Origin of the sequence: Streptomyces sp. SP18BB07 (assembly GCF_036322545.1) — a bacterium.
Classification (GTDB): domain Bacteria; phylum Actinomycetota; class Actinomycetes; order Streptomycetales; family Streptomycetaceae; genus Streptomyces; species Streptomyces deccanensis.
The window spans coordinates 298,553-313,824 of sequence record NZ_JAQYWT010000370.1; the positions used below are offsets into that span (position 1 = coordinate 298,553).

Sequence of the window (15,272 nt, forward strand, 5' to 3'; positions counted from 1 at the left end):
TGGGTTCACCACCCCTTCACGTTTTCTACTATGCGGCCATGAAGCAACGAGCGGTCTCGGCGCAGATCCGGTGGGAACAGCGGACTCAGCGGCCGTTGTTCGGCCTGGCCCTGGTGTTCGCCGTCGCGTACGCCGTGCCGATCGTGCGGCCGGACGCGAGCGCGGACGTGAAGTGGTGGTGCGAGGTCGCCGAGTGGGGGGTGTGGGGCGCGTTCGCGCTCGACTACGTCGTCCGGCTCCTTCTCGCCGAGCGGCGGTGGGAGTTCGTCCGGACGCGATGGCTGGACCTGGCGGCCGTGGTGCTGCCGATCGTCCAGCCGCTGCGGCTGCTGCGGCTGGTGGCGACGTTGCTGCTGGTCGGGCAGCGGGCGCGGATGGCGTCGCAGATAAGGCTCACGACGTACGTCGGCGGGGCGGTCGTCGGGCTGCTGATGTTCGGGTCGCTCGCGGTGCTGTCCGTGGAGCGCGACGCGCCCGGGGGCAACATCAACACGCTGGACGACGCCGTGTGGTGGTCGTTCACGACGATGACGACCGTGGGGTACGGGGACCACGCGCCGACGACCGGGCTGGGGCGGGTGCTGGCGGTGGGGCTGATGCTGTCCGGGATCGCGCTGCTCGGTGTGGTGACGGCGAACATCGCGGCGTGGTTCATAGCGCGGTTCGACAAGGACGACGCGGAGGAGCGGCGGCAGACGGCCGCGATAGCGGAGCTGGCCGAGGAGGTTCGGCTGCTGCGGGCGGAGGTGGCGTCGTTGAAGTCCGTGTCCGTGGAGGGGGTGCGTGAGCAGCGCCGGTGAGTGGGGACCGTGGGGTGCGTTGTCGGGTGCGGGTGGGTGGGGCTTCTCGCGCAGTTCCCCGCGCCCCTGAAAGACCAGGCCCTGCGGGCCTGAAAAGCGCGGGGCGCAGCCCCGGCTTTTCAGGGGCGCAGGGAACTGCGCGGGAAGCCCCACCGGAGCCGCAGGCCGCGACGGGGGCGTACCCCTATGGCGCGGCTCGGGTCAGAAGACGCCGATTCCCGGGCCGGCCGTGCCGGACAGCCAGATGATCGCCAGGATCGTGTCGATCGCACCCAGAACGACCGCGATGAGCGCAGGGACGGGGCGGGCACCGGACCACGTGCGGTTCATGGCCAGCCAGCCGCAGAGGACCGCCACGGGTCCCAGGACGATGCCCAGGACGAAGAATCCGGCGACCGCGCAGATGACTCCGATGATCCCCAGCGTCGCGCGATCCGGCCCGCTCCGTGACCACGTCCGGCCACGTGAGCGAGGGTGCCTGCGCGAACTGTGTCCGAAACCCGCCATTGTCAACAACTCCCTGAACCTCGCGGTCAGTTCGAGTACGACGTGGCGAGTACCCCAGCGAAGTGGTTGAAACCAGGGACGGTTGGCGGAGCCGTCTGCGCGCGCTGCCCCCCTCCGGCAGCGCGCCGCAGACCCCCGGGTTCCTCCGCGGTCGAACGACCATGCCGTGCGGAGGACTTGACCCACTGTGACCTGCGGCGCGCGCCGGGTGGAAGCGATCTTCAGACTTGTCACCCTGATAGGCGAACGCGGGCGGAAACCCGCGCGTGAAGCAGCGGTGGAGCTGTTAGATGTGCGCCGCTCCGGCACCCGCCTCGGCGTTCGCGCCGCGCTTGGTCAGGAACGCCACGACAACGGCGACCGCGGCCACCCCGGCGGCGACGAGGGACGCGAGGCTCATGCCGGAGATGAACGTGTCGTGCGCGACCGTGGTGATCTTCGCGGCGATCTCGGCCGGGGTACCCTCGGCGACCGGCGCGGCACCCTGCTGCACGGCCTGCTTGGCCTGGGCGAGCTGCGCCTCGTCGAGCGGCGGGAGCCCCGCGTCCTTCCAGTTGCCCGCGAAGTCGCTGTCCACCTTGGACGTCATCACGGCGCCCAGCACGGCCGTGCCGAGGCTGCCGCCGATCTGCATCGCGGCCTGCTGGAGACCGCCGGCGACACCGGACAGCTCCAGGGGCGCGTTGCCGACGATGACCTCGGTGGCGCCGACCATCACCGGGGCGAGGCCCAGGCCGAGGAGGGCGAACCAGAGGGACATCACGGCGCTGCCGGTGTCGGTCTGGAGCGTCGACATGCCGTACATCGCGATCGCGGTGAGGGCCATGCCGCCGGCCAGCGGGATGCGCGGTCCGGCCTTGGTGATCAGCGCGCCGGCCAGCGGCGAGCCGACGATCATCATGCCGGTGAGCGGGAGCAGGTGCAGGCCCGCGTCGATGGGGCTCATGCCGTGCACGTTCTGGAGGTAGAACGTCACGAAGAACAGGCCGCCCATGAAGGCAATGGCCATCAGGACCATCAGCACGACACCCGCCGACAGCGGTACGGAACGGAAGAGGGCCAGCGGGATGAGCGGCTCCTTCACCTTCGTCTCCCAGAGGGCGAAGAGGGCGAAGCCGACGACGGAGACGACCAGGAAGGTCCAGGTCTGGGCGTCGCCCCAGCCCCACTCCGGGGCCTTGATGAGCGCCCACACCAGGCAGAACATGGCTCCGGACAGCAGGACGATACCGAGGACGTCGAAGGAGCGCGGGGCGTTCTCGGCACGGTGGTCCAGCAGGATCCAGGCGCCCAGGGCCACGGCGAGGACACCGACCGGGACGTTGATCCAGAACACCGACTGCCAGCTGACGTTCTCCACCAGGAAGCCGCCGAGGATCGGGCCGCCCGCGGTGGAGGCGCCGATGACCATGCCCCAGATGCCGATCGCCATGTTCAGCTTCTCAGCGGGGAACGTGGCCCGCAGCAGGCCGAGCGCGGCCGGCATCAGCAGCGCGCCGAAGAGGCCCTGGAAGACGCGGAAGGTCACCACGAAGGCGACCGAGTCGGACAGACCGATGGCGCCGGAGGCGGCGGCGAAGCCGACCACGCCTATGAGGAAGGTCTGGCGGTGGCCGAAGCGGTCGCCCAGCTTGCCCGCGGTGATGAGGGTGACGGCGAGGGCGAGGAAGTACGCGTTGGTGATCCACTGGACATCGGCCCAGGTGGCACCCAGATCCTTGGCGATGGCCGGGTTGGCGATCGCCACGATGGTGCCGTCGAGGGCGACCATCATGACGCCGACGGCCACGGTGAGGAGGGTGAACCAGGGATGGCCGCGCAGGCCCCGGCCCTGGTTCGTCGTCGGGTCCGACGGGACGCCTGGCGCCTTGTCCCCCGGTCCCGTCTTGTCGACAGTGGTCTGACTAGTCATGCGTGCGAGGCTAATGACAGCCACTGACAGTTGACAAACCAATTCACAAGTCGGTAACTGTCACGTCACTCGCCGCAGGGGCGGGTGGAAACGAGGGTTCATGGAGACGGCGTCGACGGCGCGGGAGCGGCCCGGGCTGCGCGAGCGGAAGAAGCAGCGCACCCATGACGCGCTGCTGCGGGCGGCCCTGGAGCTGTTCACGACCCGGGGCTACGACGCGACCACGGTCGACGACATCGCCGAGGCCGTCGACGTGTCGCAGCGCACCTTCTTCCGCTACTTCGCGGGCAAGGAGGAGGCCGCGCTCGCGGTCATGAGCCTGACCCACGAGCACTTCCTGGCGGCGGTGCGCGCCCGGCCGGCGCACGAGGCCCCGCTGGAGGCCATGCGCAACGCCGTCCTGGAGGGCTGGGACGCCTTCGGCGAGGCCGTCGACCAGGTCGTTCCGCTCGACCTGCATCTGCGGGCGTACGGGATGGTCGAGTCGACGCCCGCGCTGCTGGCCGCGCATCTGCGCCGGGCGGACGAGGTGGGGCGGCAGATCGAGCGGATCATCGCGGAGCGCGAGGGGCTCGACGTGGAGACCGACCCCCGGCCGCGCGTGGCGGTGGCCGTGTTCGCCGGCGTCATGCGCGTGACCGAACGGCTGTGGGCGCAGGGCGGTGACCTCAGCATGGAGGCGATGCGGGAGCTGACCGCCGCGCACCTGGACGCCCTGCGCCCCTCGTTGGCCGAAAAGTGGCGCACTGACTGAAACCTGTCAGCAAGGGCATCATCGGGACCTTCTCTGCGCACCGTGCGGAACAGGCGTGATCGAAACGTGATCCGCCTCACTTGGTTAACGCGAGACCCTTCCGTTCTCTTAGTGTGTCCTTTCAGTGACTTCCTTCGACTCCTCCCCGCAACTGAACGTCTGGCGCGCACTACTGGCGCTGGCCGTGGTTTTCGTGATGCTGGCGACCACCGGCTGGACCGCGATCCGCAGCCACCGAGAGAAGTCGCCGCTCCAGGCGTCGCTCTCCGCGTGGCAGAGCGGACACCTCGACGGCCGTGAACTGCCGGACGCCGAATCGCCCCCGCACCGCCTGGCGGACTTCTTCGCCTCGCTCACCGCGCCGCAGCGCACCCGGCTCGCCCTGCGCTACCCGCTCGCCGTCGGCAACATGAACGGCGCGCCCGTCGAGCTGCGTTACCGGGCCAACCGCGTCGCGCTGAAGCAGCAGAGCCGGCACGAACGAGAACGCATGCACGACAAGCGGCTCTCCGAGACCGGCCGGTACGAGGCCGGCCGCCGGATGCACCGCTTCGAGATGCTGGCCGCGAAGAAGCGGCACATCCTCGCCTTCGACCCCGAGGGCAACGGCCGCGTCGCCGAGGTCTTCGGCGACCTCGACAAGGCCGAGCGGGTGTCGGTCGTCGTCCCCGGCGTCGACACCAACGTGCTCAACTTCCAGCGCACCAACCGCCGGTACTCCGCCCCCGTCGGCATGGCCGAATCGCTCTACGACGCTGAGCGCGCGGCGAGCCGCGGGACGCGTACGGCCGTCATCGCCTGGGCCGACTACACCGCGCCCGACGGCCTCGGCCTGGACTCGGCGACCGCGCTGCGCGCCGGACAGGGCGCGATCCGGCTGAACGCGCTGGTGCGGAGCCTGCCCGGCGCCTCCACGGTCGCGCTGGTCTGCCACAGCTACGGCTCCGTGGTGTGCGGGGTCGCCGCGCGCTCGCTGCCGTCGCGGGTCACCGACATCGCGGTCGCGGGCAGCCCCGGTATGCGCGCCGAGACGGTCGGCCAGCTGCGGACGGCGGCCCGGGTGTGGGCCATGCGGGACGCCGACGACTGGGTCCAGGACGTGCCCTACCTGGAGGTCGGCGGGCTCGGTCACGGCGCCGACCCGGTCTCCTCGGAGTTCGGGGCGCGCATCCTGTCGGCGGCCGACGCCCAGGGGCACAGCGGCTATTTCGAGCCGGGCACCGAGAGCCTCCACAACTTCGCCGAGATCGGCATCGGCGCGTACCAGTCGGTGCGGTGCGCGCGGGACGACGACGCGTGCCGGACGGGTCTGTCCGACAGCGCTGCGGCCTGACGCGCGTAGAGGAGGGTAAAAGTGCGGTTCGCCTCGGTCGGGACTTCCCCGCGTCGCCCGCATACGATGAGCCGCATGGGTGACGTACTGGCCGGATTTCATGCCGCCTGGGAGTTCGAGTCCGACTCCGTGCTCATCCGCTTCGAACGGGGGATTCGTACGCCGAAGCTGTTCGCCGCGCTCGGCGAGCGCCGTATCCCCCTGGAAGCGATCGCGGACGTGACGCTGACACCGGGGAAGCGGGGCACCGTCGTACTGCGTGCCGTACCGCGACCGGGCGCCGATCCACTGATGGAGGCGGCGGCGGACCAGCTCAAGGAGGGTTCCGACCCGTACCGGCTGGTGCTGCCCGCCGAACGGGAGACGCTCGCGGAGTACTACGCCGACGGGCTGCGGGCGCGGTTGACCGGGACCGGGCCGGCGGAGCGGTTCCTGGTGGACGCTCCCGAGGTGCCGTTGCAGTTCAAGGCGTACGACGGGAAGGCGTCGTTCGACGGGAGCTCGGTGTCGTTCCGGTGGTCCTGGACGGGGGCGTCGTCGGCGAAGTGGAAGGCCGGTGACCAGAGCTTTCCGGTGAGCGCGCTGGGCGGGGTCGAGTGGCGGTCGCCGGAGGTGTTCGAGGGGTATCTGCGGTTGCTGCGGCGCGATGCGTCCGGGGAGCGGCCGGCTCAGCCTGATCATGATCCGGCCGCGGTGGTGTTCGGGCTGGGGTACGGGCCTGTGCACGAGTCGTTGCCGTTCGCTGCGGCGGTGTTGGCGGCGGTTCGCTCCGCGGGGGGTGCGGCGGCCGCGGCGCCCGCCGACGCCGGGGGCCGGCGGGACCCGGCCGACATCGCCGACCGGATCCGGCATCTGGGTGAGTTGCATGAGGCAGGGCTGGTGACGGATGAGGAGTTCAGTGTGAAGAAGGCGGAGTTGTTGGCTGAGCTTTAGCCACGCGCCGTTCGTGGGGAGCGCCGTGGACCAGGGACGGTGCGTCGGGGCTCGTCGCGCCCACGCGGCGGAGCCGCAAATCGACACAGCCCCGCGCCCCTGACTCCGCTGCCGTACCCCCGCCCGAGAAGTCCGCCCTCCTCCCCGCCCGGTAAGTCGGTCCTACTCCCTGCCCGCCGACGTGAAGCGCATGTCCGCGTAGCGGTCTCCCGCTACCTTTGCCGCTATCGGTTCCAGGAGGGTCATGTCCTCCTCGCCCAGGACGATGCCCGTCGCCGCCACGTTCTCCTCCACCCTCCCCGGCCTGCGGGTGCCCGGGATCGGGATGACCGGGAGGTCGTGCGTCGCCGACTGCTGGTGGACCCAGGCCAGGGCTATCTGGCCGAGGGTGGCGTCGTGGGAGGCGGCGACCTCGCGGATCGGGGTCAGGAGGGCCGCGTTGGCCTCGGCGTTGTCGCCGGTGAAGCGGGGCTGCTGGCGGCGGAAGTCGTCGGCGGTGAGGTCCTCCGCCTTGGCGAACGAACCGGTGAGGAAGCCCCGGCCCAGCGGGGAGTAGGCGACGAGGGCGACGCCGAGCTCGCGGGCCGTGGGGACCACGTTCGCCTCGATGTCCCGGCTGAAGAGCGACCACTCGGACTGGAGGGCGGCGACGGGGTGCACGGCGTGGGCCGCGCGGAGCTCGGCGGCCGTGACCTCGCTCAGGCCCAGCTGCTTGACCTTGCCCTCACGGACCAGGTCGGCCATGACGCCGACGGTCTCCTCGATGGGGACGCTCACGTCGCGGCGGTGCATGTAGTAGAGGTCGATCACGTCGACGTCGAGACGGCGCAGGCTTCCCTCGACGGACTCCCGGATGTGGGCGGCGTCGTTGCGGATGATCCGTTTCGTCGGGTCGTCGGGGTCGATCGCCAGGCCGAACTTGGTGGCGACGACGACCTCGTCGCGGTGTGCCTTGAAGAAGGGAGAGAGGAACCTCTCGTTCTCCCCGGCGCCGTACGCGTGGGCCGTGTCGTACAGCGTGACGCCCAGTTCCAGCGCGCGCTCCAGGGTGGCCCTGGACTCCGCCGCGTCCGAGGGGCCGTACGCGAAGCTCATGCCCATGCAGCCGAGGCCCTGTACGCCGACCTCGGGGCCGTCGGCGCCCAGTCGTGCCGTCGCGATCGCGCCGTTCGTGCTGCCGTCCGTCATGAAGCCCTCTCCGACGCCAGGGCCCGCCCGGCGTCAGCGTAGAAGTTGATCTTGCGGTCGAGCACGTTCAGGGTGTCCTGGAGCTCGGCGATCCGGGACAGGACGTCGTCCCGGGTCGACTTGAGCAGGTCGAAGCGCTCGGTGTAGGTGTGGTCGCCCTCGCGCACCAACTCGGCGTAGCGGACCATGTCGGCGACCGGCATACCGGTCAGCCGGAGCTTGCCCACGAGGTCGAGCCAGTCGAGGTCGCGGTTGCGGTAGCGGCGCTGGCCGGTGTGGGAGCGGTCGATGTGCGGCATCAGCCCGATCCGCTCGTACCAGCGCAGGGTGTGCGCGGTCAGACCGGTCAGGTCCACGACCTCGCTGATCGTGTATCTGTCCTGCCCGTCCGGTCGACGCGGCTTCAGCGGCGGACCGGCGCAACTGTCGGTACCGGCAGCACCCGTGGCACTCTCGACACTCGGCGGACTCGTGGTCTCCATCACCGTCATGTCCCCCACGCTAAAACCTTGGAGTGCGCTCGAAGCAAGCGAATCGGGTGAGAAAACACGAGGACTTGACGTGATCGTGGTGGCTAGCGTGCGGGCATGAGTCTCGTACGACGTGCCACGGGCGAGGACGCGGCGGAAGTGCTCCGGCTGCGTCAGGTGATGATCGACTCGATGGGGCCCCCGGGAGCCGGCGGCCCCACCGACTGGCACACCGAGTCCCTGCCGGTCCTGCGCCGCCGACTCGACGACTCCGAGGGGGAGTTCGCGGCCTTCGTCGTCGACCATCCGGAGCGGCCGGACGCGCTGGCGGCGCTGGTGGTGGGGACGATCGACTACCGGATCGGGAAGCCCGGCAACCCCCGTGGCGCGGTCGGACACGTCTTCAGCGTGGCCACCGACCCGGACTGCCGGCGCCGCGGGTACGCCCGCGCCTGCATGGAGGCCCTGGTCGAGTGGTTCCGCGAGGCCGGCGCCGGATACGTCCATCTGACCGCCTCCGCCGAGGCCGAGCCGCTGTACGCGTCGATGGGCTTCCGGCGCAGGCCCGACCCCTTGATGCAGCTGAACCTCTGAGCCGCTTAGGCTCGTGCCCATGTCTTTGCAGAGCCTCGCCCTGATCGAGAACTGGCCGGTTCCCACCGCCGCCGCCGCTGTCGTCCGGGCGGACGGCACCGTCCTCGGGACCCACGGCCCCCGCGGGCACCGCTTCCCGCTGGCCTCGGTCACCAAGCCGCTCGCCGCGTACGCCGTGCTGGTCGCGTACGAGGAGGGGGCGATCGAGCTGGACGAGGCGGCGGGGCCCACGGGGTCGACCGTGCGGCATCTGCTGGCGCACACCTCCGGGCTGGCCTTCGACGAGCACCGGGTGACGGCCCCGCCCGGGGAGCGGCGGCTGTACTCCAACGCCGGGTTCGAGGTGCTCGGGGACCATGTGGCCAAGGCGGCGGACATCCCGTTCGCGGAGTACGCCCGGCAGGCGGTGCTGGAACCGCTGGGCATGACGTCCACCTCGCTCGACGGCTCCCCGGCGAAGGACGGTGTCTCGACCGTCGAGGACCTGATGCGGTTCGCCGCCGAGGTGCAGGCACCCCGGCTGCTGGACCCGCGCACGGTCGCGGCGGCGATGACCGTGCAGTACCCGGGCACGAAGGGCGTCCTGCCGGGCTACGGGCACCAGAACCCCAACGACTGGGGACTCGGCTTCGAGATCCGGGACACCAAGTCGCCGCACTGGACGGGCACTTCCTCGTCCCCGGGGACCTTCGGGCACTTCGGCCAGTCGGGGACGTTCCTGTGGATCGACCCCGTCGCCGGGCTGGCGTGCGTCGCGTTGACGGACCGGGCGTTCGGGCCGTGGGCGGTCGAGGCCTGGACTCCGTTCACGGACGCGGTGCTCGCGGAGGTCGGACGGTAACCACGCCCTGCGGGGAGGCCGTTGATCCTTTTCCTATACCCTCCCCCTGCACACACGCCACAGCGAACGCAGGGCGCCGGGGGAAACGATGGGCGAGGTACGGCCGGGCGGGCAGTTCCGTCCGCTGGACGACAGCGATCCGAAGGACGTGGCGGGTTACCGGCTCGCGGCACGGCTGGGTTCGGGCGGCATGGGCACCGTGTATCTGTCGTACACACCCGGCGGGCATCCCATCGCACTCAAGACGATCCGGCCGGAGCTGAGCGAGGATCCCGAGTTCCGCCGCAGGTTCCGGCAGGAGGTGCGGGCCGCCCAGCGAGTGCAGGGCCTGTACACCGCGCCGGTCATCGATCACGACACCGAGGGCGCCCAGCCGTGGCTGGCCACCGCCTATGTAGCCGGTCCGTCGCTGCACTCGTCGGTCGCCGAGCACGGCGCGCTGCCGGTCCCCTCTGTCCTGCTGCTGCTCGCGGGGGTGGCTGAGGCACTGAAGGTGATCCACGCCGCGGGCATCGTCCACCGCGACCTGAAGCCCTCCAATGTGCTGCTCGCCTCCGACGGGCCCCGCGTCATCGACTTCGGCATCGCGCGGGCCGCCGACGCCACGGCCCTGACCGGCACCGGTGTCTCCATCGGAACCCCGGCGTTCATGTCACCGGAGCAGGCGGCCGGGAAGCCGATAACCCCCGCGTCGGACGTCTTCTCACTGGGTCAGGTGGCGGCGTACGCGGGGCGGGGCAGCAGCGCGTACGGCGACGGTCCCTCGCACGCCGTGCTGTACCGCGTTGTCCACGAGAAGCCGGACCTCTCTGGTCTCCCGGACGCGCTCCGCTTCATCGAGCGCTGTCTGGCGAAAGACCCCCAGGACCGGCCCTCGCCCGAAGAAGTCATCGCGCTGTGCCAAGCCGCGTCGCCCGGCCCGCTGGTGCAGTCGGGCTCCTGGTTGCCGCACGCCATCGGCGCCGACATCACGCGCCGGGTCTCGGCATCGGCGGAGCTGCTGGCCGCGCGGAACAAGGTGGCAGAGGCACCGACCGCGGCGCCCGCACCCATGCCGCCCACCGCCCCGGTGACCCAGTTGGACGCCCAGGCCACCGGCCACGCCACACCGCCGGTGCACGCGGCGCCGACGATGTACTCCGGGCACGCAGGGCCGGCGGCCCCTCCCCCGCAGGGCCCGCCGTCGACGCCTTACCCGTCGCGACCGACCGTGCCGTACCCCCCGCAGCCGGGGCCGCACACCGTGCCGATCGGGCTCCCGACGCCCTACCCGCAGCCGCCGCACGTCTGGCACCCCCAGCCCCAGCCGCGTCCGTTGCCCGTCAAGCCGCGCAGGAGTGCGGGCAGTTGGATCGGGATCGGCGTCGCGGTGGTGTTCGGTCTGTTCTGGCTCGGCAGCTGCGCCTCGGTCCTGAAGAACATCGGGAACTCGGAGGACAGCGCGAACGGCTCCCCCGGCAGCGGTTCGAACTCCGCGAACGCCAAGCCGCTGCCCGACCCGAAACCGGTGACGTACAAAGGCGTCGACATCCCCGATGGCTACCTCGTGCAGTTCGCGGACTCGCCGCCCAAGCCGGTGGACGGCACCGCCGGCAGCGTCTGGAGCGGCGACCTGTACTACTACGAGGACAAGATGGGCAGCGGCGGCGACAAGATCGTCCTGCTGAACAACGCCCAGCAGGGCTCACTGAAGACGTGCCGCGAGGAGACCCGGTACGCCGAAAAGGTCACGCTGAGCCAGCTCTCCAGGGGCTCCCAGATGTGCGTGCACACGTCGTCGGGTCACATCTCCCTGGTCACGTTCAAGGGCACCGCGCCCGCGAGCGACCCCAGCGACTTCGTCTCGGTCGACCTCACGATCTGGCGCAACGCCGAGGAGCCCAGCTCCTAGGAGACCTAGCTCACTCCGCCAACTCCCACACCAGCACCTCGACCGGGCCGGCGACGGCCACCAGCTCCAGCCCCTTCTCGTCCTCGACCCGCACCGCGTCCCCGGGCTCCAGTTCGTGCGGCCCCAGCCGCACCGCGCCCCGGACGACGTGCGCATACACCCGCGCCGCGTCCGGCACCGCGGTCCGCTCCCCCGCCGTGCCCAGCCGCCGGACGTGCAGCATGGCGCCGGCCTCGGGCACGGCGTACGGGGTGGAGTCGGCGATGCCGCGCACGATCTCGTACGCCGGGTCGCCGCCGGGGTCCAGCGGGGCCAGCCACATCTGCACGAAGGTCAGCGGCGCGGAGCCGTCGTTGCGCTCGACGTGCCGGACGCCGCCGGCCGAGCTGAGCCGCTGGACGTCGCCGGGGCGGACCACCGTCTCGTGGCCCGTGGTGTCCCGGTGGGTCAGTTCGCCCTCGACGACCCAGGTGACGATCTCGGTGTGGCTGTGCGGGTGCTCGTCGAACCCGGCACCGGGTTCGAGCCGCTCCTCGTTGCAGGCGATCACCGCGCCGAACCGCAGGTTGTCCGGGTCGTAGTGCGCCCCGAAGGAGAACGCGTGCAGCGAGGCGATCCCCGCCTCCGGGTCCCCACCGGGGTAGCGCGACTCGGCGCGCCTCAGGTCCATCACGTACTCCACGGTAGCGACCCGCGCCGCATGCGAGTGTCCTGATGAGGCAGTCTTGTCCCGTGCCCGAACCCGAAACCCGCAAATCCGCAACCGCGCCGTACGTCCATCCGCACTCCGCGACGCTGCGGCGGCTGGAGAAGTCGTCCGGAAGCCTCGCCGCGCAGGCCATCGCGCGGATGGACGAGACGCTGCCCTGGTACCGGGCGATGCCGCCGGAGAACCGGTCGTGGATCGGGCTGGTCGCCCAGGCCGGTATCGCCGCCTTCACCGAGTGGTTCCGGCACCCGGACGCCCCGCAGGCCATCTCGACGGACGTGTTCGGGACCGCGCCGCGTGAACTGACCCGGGCGATCACGCTCCGGCAGACCGTGGAGATGGTGCGCACGACCATCGAGGTCATGGAGTCCGCCATCGACGAGGTCGCCGCCCCCGGCGACGAGAGCGTGCTCCGCGAGGCCCTGCTCGTCTACGCGCGGGAGATCGCCTTCGCCACCGCGCAGGTGTACGCGCAGGCCGCCGAGGCACGGGGTGCCTGGGACGCCCGGCTGGAGTCCCTGGTCGTGAACGCGGTGCTCAGCGGCGAGGCCGACGAGGGCGCCGTGAGCCGGGCCGCCGCCCTCGGCTGGAACTCCCCCGACCATGTCTGTGTGGTCCTCGGCACCGCCCCGGACGGCGACAGCGAACTGACCGTGGAGGCCATCCGGCGCGCGGCCCGGCACGCCAAGCTGCAGGTGCTCACCGGGGTGCTGGGCGACCGTCTCGTGGTGATCGCCGGCGGGAACAACGACCCGCTGCAGGTGGCGAAGTCGCTGATCGGGCCGTACGCGGCGGGGCCGGTGGTGGCCGGGCCGATCGTGCCCGACCTGCTGGCCGCGACCCGGTCCGCGCAGGCCGCCGCCGCCGGACTCAAGGCGTGTTCGGCGTGGCAGGACGCGCCGCGCCCCGTTCTGGCGGACGATCTGCTTCCGGAGCGCGCGATCGCTGGTGATCCCAGTGCGCGCGAGCAACTGGTGGAGGAGATCTACAGACCGCTGGAGGAGGCCGGCTCCGCTCTCCTGGAGACGCTCAGCGTCTATCTCGAACAGGCCTCGAGCCTCGAGGGCGCGGCCCGGATGCTGTTCGTCCATCCCAACACCGTGCGCTACCGGCTTCGACGTGTGACTGACGTCACCGGCTGGTCGCCTTCCGATGTACGCTCGGCCTTCACCTTGAGGATCGCGCTGATCCTGGGGCGTCTGGTGGATGGGGATCCCCAGCTCTAGGGTTTTGTCGGAGGGCTACAAAACCCCCTCCTGTTCTTCGTCCCTGTCCCCACGGGCGGCCTGAGCCGTCCCCAAGAGAGAGTGTGAGAGTGCTCGTACTCGTCGCTCCCGGCCAGGGCGCCCAGACGCCCGGCTTCCTGACTCCTTGGCTCGACCTCCCCGGCGCCGCCGACCGTCTCGGCGCGTGGTCGGACGCCATCGGGCTGGACCTCGCCCACTACGGCACCGAGGCCGACGCCGACGCGATCCGCGACACCGCCGTGGCCCAGCCGCTGCTCGTGGCGGCCGGGCTGCTGTCCGCCGCCGCCCTCGGCGACGTGGTGCCCGGCGCGGTCGCCGGTCACAGCGTCGGTGAGATCACCGCCGCCGCGTTCGCCGGTGTCCTCGACGACACGGCCGCGCTGGCCCTCGTCCGCAAGCGGGGCCTGGCCATGGCCGAGGCCGCCGCGATCACCGGGACCGGCATGTCCGCGCTGCTCGGCGGCGACCCCGAAGTGACGATCCCGCACCTGGAGAAGCTGGGCCTGACCCCGGCCAACGTGAACGGCGCGGGCCAGATCGTCGCCGCCGGCACCCTGGAGCAGCTGGCCGCCCTGGAGGCGGACAAGCCCGAGGGCGTACGGCGTGTCGTGGCCCTGAAGGTCGCCGGCGCCTTCCACACGCACCACATGGCTCCCGCCGTCGACGCCCTCGCCAAGGCCGCCGAGGACCTGTCGCCCGGGAACCCCAAGGTCACGTACGTCTCGAACAAGGACGGGCAGGCCGTCGCCACCGGCGCCGAGGTGCTCTCCCGTCTCGTCGGTCAGGTCGCCAACCCGGTCCGCTGGGACCTGTGCATGGAGACGTTCAAGGAACTGGGCGTGACCGCGCTCGTCGAGGTCTGCCCCGGCGGCACCCTCACCGGTCTCGCCAAGCGCGCCCTGCCGGGCGTGGCCACAGTGGCGTTGAAGACACCCGACGACCTCGACGCCGCTCGCGCGCTCATCGCCGAGCACCAGAACTAGGAGCCCGGGAGCTATGTCGAAGATCAGGCCGAGCAAGGGCGCCCCGTACGCACGCATCCTCGGCGTGGGCGGCTACCGCCCGGTCCGGGTGGTGCCCAACGACGTGATCCTGGAGAAGATCGACTCCTCCGACGAGTGGATCCGCTCCCGCTCCGGCATCGAGACCCGGCACTGGGCGAACGACGACGAGACCGTCGCCGCCATGTCGATCGAGGCGTCCGGCAAGGCGATCGCCGACGCCGGGATCTCCGCCGAGCAGATCGGCGCGGTCGTCGTCTCGACCGTCTCGCACTTCAGCCAGACCCCGGCCGTCGCCACCGAGATCGCCGACAAGCTGGGCACGGCCAAGGCCGCCGCCTTCGACATCTCGGCCGGCTGCGCGGGCTTCGGGTACGGCCTGACCCTCGCCAAGGGCATGGTCGTCGAGGGCTCGGCGGAGTACGTCCTCGTCATCGGTGTCGAGCGGCTGTCCGACCTCACCGATCTGGAGGACCGGGCCACGGCCTTCCTCTTCGGTGACGGCGCCGGCGCGGTCGTCGTCGGTCCCTCCCAGGAGCCGCACATCGGCCCGACGGTGTGGGGCTCCGAGGGCGACAAGGCCGGCACGATCAAGCAGACGGTGCCGTGGAACGAGTTCCGGATCGGGGACGTCGACACGCTTCCGCTGGACAGCGAGGGCAACGTCAAGTTCCCCGCTATCACGCAGGAGGGCCAAGCGGTGTTCCGCTGGGCCGTGTTCGAGATGGCGAAGGTCGCTCAGCAGGCGCTGGACGCGGCCGGGATCAGCTCGGACGACCTGGACGTCTTCATTCCGCACCAGGCCAACGAGCGGATCATCGACTCGATGGTGAAGACACTCAAGCTGCCGGAGCACGTCACGGTCGCGCGTGACGTGCGGACCACCGGCAACACCTCGGCCGCCTCGATCCCGCTCGCGATGGAGCGGCTCCTGGCGACCGGCGAGGCGAAGAGCGGCGACACCGCGCTCGTCATCGGCTTCGGGGCGGGTCTCGTGTACGCCGCGACGGTCGTTACCCTCCCCTAGGCACCCGCTCCGGATCTTGTGGTCCGGTGCGGGAAACGCACAACCTGCCGCTGACGCGGCGGGCG

14 protein-coding genes and 1 pseudogene are annotated in these 15,272 nt (G+C 71.1%); 10 read left to right on the forward strand and 5 right to left on the reverse strand.

Annotated features, from left to right (window positions below; translation table 11 throughout):
- The first annotated feature begins 38 nt into the window (after positions 1-38).
- Entirely contained in the window at positions 39-800 is a 762-nt protein-coding gene (locus PUR53_RS46735) for a potassium channel family protein (RefSeq protein WP_329901558.1), read from the forward strand.
- A gap of 201 nt (positions 801-1,001) precedes the next feature.
- Here PUR53_RS46735 and PUR53_RS46740 read toward each other — a convergent pair whose 3' ends face one another.
- Positions 1,002-1,307 (reverse strand): small hydrophobic protein, encoded by a 306-nt coding sequence (locus tag PUR53_RS46740; protein ID WP_329901559.1) that lies wholly within the window; start codon positions 1,305-1,307, stop codon positions 1,002-1,004.
- Between the two features lie 273 nt (positions 1,308-1,580).
- Positions 1,581-3,219 (reverse strand): annotated as a pseudogene (locus PUR53_RS46745) (MFS transporter); the annotation flags it as partial.
- A 100-nt stretch (positions 3,220-3,319) separates the two neighbouring features.
- Here PUR53_RS46745 and PUR53_RS46750 point away from each other — a divergent pair.
- From PUR53_RS46750 to PUR53_RS46760, 3 genes are all read left to right on the forward strand, one after another.
- Positions 3,320-3,973, forward strand: coding sequence for a TetR family transcriptional regulator (locus PUR53_RS46750; protein ID WP_329901561.1), 654 nt, complete (start codon positions 3,320-3,322; stop codon positions 3,971-3,973).
- 124 nt (positions 3,974-4,097) lie between these two features.
- Positions 4,098-5,306, forward strand: coding sequence for an alpha/beta hydrolase (locus tag PUR53_RS46755; RefSeq protein WP_329912511.1), 1,209 nt, complete (start codon positions 4,098-4,100; stop codon positions 5,304-5,306).
- Between the two features lie 75 nt (positions 5,307-5,381).
- Positions 5,382-6,239 (forward strand): DUF4429 domain-containing protein, encoded by an 858-nt coding sequence (locus tag PUR53_RS46760; RefSeq protein WP_329912512.1) that lies wholly within the window; start codon positions 5,382-5,384, stop codon positions 6,237-6,239.
- A gap of 162 nt (positions 6,240-6,401) precedes the next feature.
- On the opposite strand, the gene PUR53_RS46765 is transcribed toward PUR53_RS46760, so the two are convergent.
- Positions 6,402-7,427, reverse strand: a complete 1,026-nt coding sequence (locus tag PUR53_RS46765; protein ID WP_329901564.1) for an aldo/keto reductase — start codon at positions 7,425-7,427, stop codon at positions 6,402-6,404.
- On the reverse strand, positions 7,424-7,918 hold the full coding sequence (locus tag PUR53_RS46770; RefSeq protein ID WP_329901565.1) for a MerR family transcriptional regulator: 495 nt from the start codon (positions 7,916-7,918) through the stop codon (positions 7,424-7,426). The genes PUR53_RS46765 and PUR53_RS46770 overlap by 4 nt, the downstream gene beginning before the upstream one ends.
- Before the next feature lie 96 nt (positions 7,919-8,014).
- Here PUR53_RS46770 and PUR53_RS46775 point away from each other — a divergent pair, with 96 nt between their 5' ends.
- The 3 genes from PUR53_RS46775 to PUR53_RS46785 all read left to right on the forward strand — a co-directional run bounded on the left by PUR53_RS46775 (position 8,015) and on the right by PUR53_RS46785 (position 11,223).
- The gene (locus PUR53_RS46775; RefSeq protein ID WP_329912513.1) at positions 8,015-8,491 is read left to right on the forward strand and encodes a GNAT family N-acetyltransferase; all 477 of its coding nucleotides are present in this window, start codon (positions 8,015-8,017) and stop codon (positions 8,489-8,491) included.
- Positions 8,492-8,510: 19 nt separating this feature from the next.
- Complete coding sequence (locus tag PUR53_RS46780) at positions 8,511-9,332, forward strand: serine hydrolase domain-containing protein (RefSeq protein ID WP_329912514.1); 822 nt, start codon at positions 8,511-8,513, stop codon at positions 9,330-9,332.
- 88 nt (positions 9,333-9,420) lie between these two features.
- Positions 9,421-11,223 (forward strand): protein kinase domain-containing protein, encoded by a 1,803-nt coding sequence (locus PUR53_RS46785; RefSeq protein WP_329912515.1) that lies wholly within the window; start codon positions 9,421-9,423, stop codon positions 11,221-11,223.
- A 10-nt stretch (positions 11,224-11,233) separates the two neighbouring features.
- Here the strand turns inward: PUR53_RS46785 and PUR53_RS46790 are convergent, their stop codons facing one another.
- Positions 11,234-11,893: a pirin family protein gene (locus PUR53_RS46790; protein WP_329901711.1), complete on the reverse strand. Its 660-nt coding sequence runs from the start codon at positions 11,891-11,893 to the stop codon at positions 11,234-11,236.
- A gap of 62 nt (positions 11,894-11,955) precedes the next feature.
- On the opposite strand from PUR53_RS46790, the gene fasR reads away from it, so the two are divergent.
- The 3 genes from fasR to PUR53_RS46805 all read left to right on the forward strand — a co-directional run bounded on the left by fasR (position 11,956) and on the right by PUR53_RS46805 (position 15,207).
- Positions 11,956-13,158, forward strand: a complete 1,203-nt coding sequence (fasR, locus tag PUR53_RS46795; protein ID WP_329901569.1) for a fatty acid biosynthesis transcriptional regulator FasR — start codon at positions 11,956-11,958, stop codon at positions 13,156-13,158.
- An 89-nt stretch (positions 13,159-13,247) separates the two neighbouring features.
- Complete coding sequence (locus tag PUR53_RS46800; RefSeq protein WP_329901570.1) at positions 13,248-14,162, forward strand: ACP S-malonyltransferase; 915 nt, start codon at positions 13,248-13,250, stop codon at positions 14,160-14,162.
- A gap of 13 nt (positions 14,163-14,175) precedes the next feature.
- Positions 14,176-15,207, forward strand: coding sequence for a ketoacyl-ACP synthase III (locus tag PUR53_RS46805; protein WP_239753935.1), 1,032 nt, complete (start codon positions 14,176-14,178; stop codon positions 15,205-15,207).
- The last annotated feature ends 65 nt before the right edge of the window (positions 15,208-15,272 follow it).

Excerpts from the sequence above, each read along its gene's own strand:
- PUR53_RS46735 (WP_329901558.1), top strand. The coding sequence starts at position 39 with ATGAAGCAACGAGCGGTCTCGGCGCAGATCCGGTGGGAACAGCGGACT.
- PUR53_RS46740 (WP_329901559.1), bottom strand. The coding sequence starts at position 1,307 with ATGGCGGGTTTCGGACACAGTTCGCGCAGGCACCCTCGCTCACGTGGC.
- PUR53_RS46750 (WP_329901561.1), top strand. The coding sequence starts at position 3,320 with ATGGAGACGGCGTCGACGGCGCGGGAGCGGCCCGGGCTGCGCGAGCGG.
- PUR53_RS46760 (WP_329912512.1), top strand. The coding sequence starts at position 5,382 with ATGGGTGACGTACTGGCCGGATTTCATGCCGCCTGGGAGTTCGAGTCC.
- PUR53_RS46765 (WP_329901564.1), bottom strand. The coding sequence starts at position 7,427 with ATGACGGACGGCAGCACGAACGGCGCGATCGCGACGGCACGACTGGGC.
- PUR53_RS46770 (WP_329901565.1), bottom strand. The coding sequence starts at position 7,918 with ATGACGGTGATGGAGACCACGAGTCCGCCGAGTGTCGAGAGTGCCACG.
- PUR53_RS46775 (WP_329912513.1), top strand. The coding sequence starts at position 8,015 with ATGAGTCTCGTACGACGTGCCACGGGCGAGGACGCGGCGGAAGTGCTC.
- PUR53_RS46780 (WP_329912514.1), top strand. The coding sequence starts at position 8,511 with ATGTCTTTGCAGAGCCTCGCCCTGATCGAGAACTGGCCGGTTCCCACC.
- PUR53_RS46785 (WP_329912515.1), top strand. The coding sequence starts at position 9,421 with ATGGGCGAGGTACGGCCGGGCGGGCAGTTCCGTCCGCTGGACGACAGC.
- PUR53_RS46790 (WP_329901711.1), bottom strand. The coding sequence starts at position 11,893 with ATGGACCTGAGGCGCGCCGAGTCGCGCTACCCCGGTGGGGACCCGGAG.
- PUR53_RS46805 (WP_239753935.1), top strand. The coding sequence starts at position 14,176 with ATGTCGAAGATCAGGCCGAGCAAGGGCGCCCCGTACGCACGCATCCTC.